At 41.2% G+C, this 4,525-nt stretch carries 1 protein-coding gene; it reads left to right on the top strand.

Going from position 1 to position 4,525, the window contains the following annotated elements:
- Positions 1-242: 242 nt before the first annotated feature.
- Positions 243-4,525, top strand: a 4,283-nt coding sequence (locus RMY63_RS41175; RefSeq protein ID WP_322734190.1) for an eIF2A-related protein, incomplete at its 3' end; no start/stop codon positions are given.

Genomic DNA, 4,525 nt, shown 5'->3' with positions numbered 1-4,525 from the left:
GCGGGAGCTATATCAACAAGTGCGGGAGCTATATCAACAAGTGCGGGAGCTATATGAGCAAGTGTAGGAGCTATATCAGCAAGTGCAGGAGCCGTGTCAGTTGTCATCTTCACAACTAAAACTTTTTTTTACAACTAGCATAAATCCTCCCCCCTGCCCCCTGCCCTCTGCCCCCTGCCTCCTGCCTCCTGCCTCAAAACCCGTAACTTTGTACTTCATGCAAAAGAAAACTACTATATGTTATGAGTAATCAGCAAGAACCGGAAAATTTAGCCTTTGACAATGAGGGTTCATTACAAACTTTAGTTAGAGCAATTACCTTTTCGCAGGGGCAATTTTCGCTGATTATATTGCGGTGTAATTATGTTGCTTTACGTCAGCGCATCGTAGAACGGCTGCACCAAATCTCTCCTGTGGAAATATGCGAAATTACCTTACCTGCATCAGTCAAAACGCTTTACACAAATATACGCGAACAACTGGGAGATGAACAGCCACCTGCATTGATGATTTTTGGTTTAGAGTCGGTTAAAGATATTGATACAGTTCTGACTTCAGCTAACCAAGTACGGGAGGAGTTTAGAAAGAACTTCCCATTTCCGATATTGTTGTGGGTTAATGATTCAGTTCTGCAAAAATTTATTCGATTAGCAACTGATTTAGAAAATTGGGCAACTATCATTGAGTTTGAAAACCCTACTGATGAGTTAGTCAACTTCCTTCAGCAAAAAAGTGATGAAATCTTTGCAGGTAATATCACGCCTAATCCCCAAATGTGCCGGGAACTAGAAACCGCCCGTCAAGATTTGCAAAATCGAGGAGAAGTATTAGAAGCAGCACTTCAAGCAAGTTTAGAGTTTTTGTTTGGTTTAAATGATTATCTACATGACCAGATAGATTCTGCTCTATCACATTATCAACAAAGCTTGGGATTCTGGCGACAAAGTAATTATTTAGAGCAACAAGGTATATTACTCGTTAATATTGCTTCAGCTTATAACCGCCAATCTGAAAAAAACCAAATAGAAAATCAGCGCTATTGGCAAGAGTCGAGAAATTACTTTCAGCAAGCTATTGATATTTTTGAACAAGCACAACGTTCAGATTTAGTTGCAAAACATATTACTAAACTGGGTGAAGTACTACGAGATTTGCAAGCATGGACAGAGTTGCAAATCCTTGTGGAAAAATCTCTACTGATACATCAAAATTATGGCACACCGTTGCAATTAGCTAAAGATTATGGTTTTTTGGCAGAAGTAGCTTTAGAGCAGTCACGCTGGGCAGAAGCTAATCAACTTGCTGGGCAAGCATTGCAAATCTTAGCTGATATTTCTAATATTCAATCAGATGAATTTGGATTGCATCGGTTTATTTTAGCCAAATCTCAACAGGGTTTAGGTCAATATCAAGTAGCGATTAATACTTTAAAAACTGCAAAGCTGGAAATTAATCATCAGTACAACCCACAATTATATATATCTATATTAGAAAGGTTGCGTTTACTCTACTTTGATCAAGGTGAATATCTCAAAGCTTTTCATATTAAACAAGAACAATTACAAATTGAACAGCAGTATGGTTTTCGCGCCTTTGTTGGTGCATCTTATCTCAACCCGCAGCGACAGGCAATTAATTCTGCACAGTTGCAAGTAGAAAATTCTGAAACAATTGCTGAAGAAATTGCTGCTTCTGGTCGGGGACAAGATGTGAAGCGGTTGCGAGAAAGAATTGGCGGGACTGAGCATAAATTGACTGTAATTCACGGTCAGTCAGGAGTGGGAAAAAGTTCAATTTTACAGGGTGGATTAATCCCGGCGTTGCAACAGCAAGCAATTGGTGAGCGAGATGCTTTACCTATTTTGTTGCGAGTTTATACAGATTGGGTGGGAATGTTGGGGCAGAGTTTGGCTAAGGCTTTTGAGGAAGTCAGAGGGAATCAATTATTTGCTAATCTTGATTCTTCAGCAGCTATTTTAGAACAATTGCAAAGAAATGCTGACCGGAATTTGTTGACGGTTTTAATGTTTGACCAGTTTGAGGAGTTTTTCTTTGTTTATCCAGACCAAGGTCAACGACGAGCATTTTATGAGTTTTTGCGAGTTTGTCTAGATATTCCTTTTCTCAAGGTAATTCTATCCTTACGGGAAGATTATTTACCTAATTTATTAGAGTTAGAGCGTCTGTTTAATTTAAGTACAATTAATAATAATATTCTTGATAAAAATATTCGCCATTATTTGGGTAACTTTTTATCAGCCGATGCTAAAGCTGTTGTGCAGAGTCTAACAGAACGTTCTCATTTTTATTTAGAGCCTGTATTGATTGATGAATTAGTTCGAGATTTAGCAGGTGATTTGGGGGAAGTACGTCCGATTGAGTTACAAATTGTGGGGATGCAATTGCAAACTGAGAAAATTACAACTTTAGAAAAATATCGTCAGTTTGGCACTAAAGAAAAACTGGTTGAGCGATTTTTAGAAGAAGTCATCGATGATTGTGGTGCAGAGAATGAACAAGTTGCACGACTGGTTTTATATTTACTCACAGATGAAAATGGTACTCGTCCTTTGAAAACTCGTGCTGAGTTAGTTGCAGATTTAACAGGAGAAGCCGATAAACTAGATTTGGTGTTAGAAATTTTCGTGGACTCAAGGTTAGTATTGCAGTTACCAGAATCGCCTGCTGACCGTTATCAATTGGTGCATGATTATCTCGTGTCGTTCATTCGCCAACAACAGGGCAATGAAATATTAGCAGAACTAGCTAGAGAGCGAGAACAACGCTTGCAAGCCGAAGAAAAGCTGAAACGCGAACAAGATGCAAGGCAGATATTAGTTGATGCTCAACAAGAAGCCAAGCGACAAATTCGCCAAGGGCGGATGGGGTTGATGGTGAGTTCTGGTTTAGCGGTATGTCTATTATTATTGGCAGGTATATTATCAAGAGATGCATTAAGTCGAATTCAAGTGGCTAATGATGCTGAGAAGAAAAAGCAACTGGCAGAAAAAAACTTTACAACTGCTAAAGCAAACTATAATTTAGTAACTCAACGCTTGCAAGATACGCAAAAGAAACGGGTAGAAATACAGAATAAAGCGCAAGGATTAGAAATCAAAAACAAAGATGCAGAGCAAAAGTTTCAAGCAGCGCAGAAGAATCAGCAAGCCGCAGAAGTGAAATTTAAGGCAGCACAGGCAGATTTAGGGAAAGTAAACCAGCAAGCAGCAGAATTACAATCTAAAAATTCTCAAGCACAGGAAAAAATTCAAACAGCTAACGAACAAGTCAAAACTGCTCAAGAGAAAGCACAACAGGCAAATAGACAACAACAGGAAGCAGAATCTAAAACTAAACAGGCTCAAACTATTTTGAGTCAAACACAAGTAGCGAAACAAGCAGCAGAAGCAGCACAAAAAGAAGCACAAAAGGGAACGGAATTAGAACGAGCAGGTGTTAATGCCTTAAGACAGTTTGAGTATGCTGAGTTAGAATCGCTGGTGGCAGCAGTGCAGAGTGGTAAAGAGTTAAAAACTTTGGTAAAAAATGGTCGCCCTTTAGAAGAATATCCAGCTATCAGCCCTATTTTTGCTTTGGATAGTATTCTCGATAAAATTAAAGAACGTAATCAGTTCCAAGGGCATCAAGGCCCAGTCTTAAGTGTGAGTTTCAGCCCGGACGGCAAAACCATCGCCACGGCATCCAATGACAACACAGCGCGGTTGTGGAACCTGCAAGGGCAACTGCTGCAAGAATTCAAAGGGCATCAAGGCTATGTCTATAGTGTGAGTTTCAGCCCGGACGGCAAAACCATCGCCACGGCATCATCTGACAAGACAGCGCGGTTGTGGAACCTGCAAGGGCAACTGCTACAAGAATTTAAAGGGCATCAAGGCTTAATCAAAAGTGTGAGTTTCAGTCCGGACGGCAAAACCATCGCCACAGCATCATTTGACAACACAGCGCGGTTGTGGAACATGCAAGGGCAACTGCTACAAGAATTTAAAGGGCATCAAAGCAGTGTCAATAGTGTGAGTTTCAGTCCGGACGGCAAAACCATCGCTACAGCATCATCTGACAACACGGCGCGGTTGTGGAACCTGCAAGGGCAACTGCTACAAGAATTTAAAGGGCATCAAGGCTTAATCAAAAGTGTGAGTTTCAGTCCGGACGGCAAAACCATCGCCACAGCATCATTTGACAACACAGCGCGGTTGTGGAACCTGCAAGGGCAACTGCTGCAAGAATTCAAAGGGCATCAAGGCTATGTCTATAGTGTGAGTTTCAGCCCGGACGGCAAAACCATCGCCACGGCATCATCTGACAAGACAGCGCGGTTGTGGAACCTGCAAGGGCAACTGCTACAAGAATTCAAAGGGCATCAAGGCAGAATCTTAAGTGTGAGTTTCAGCCCGGACGGCAAAACCATCGCTACGGCATCATCTGACAAGACAGCGCGGTTGTGGAACCTGCAAGGGCAACTGCTACAAGAATTTAAAGGGCATCAAAGCAGTGTCAATAGTGT

The organism is Nostoc sp. ChiQUE01b, from assembly GCF_034531255.1.
In the GTDB taxonomy this organism is placed as follows: Bacteria; Cyanobacteriota; Cyanobacteriia; order Cyanobacteriales; family Nostocaceae; genus Nostoc.
This window is presented reverse-complemented; position numbering and strand designations above follow the sequence as displayed.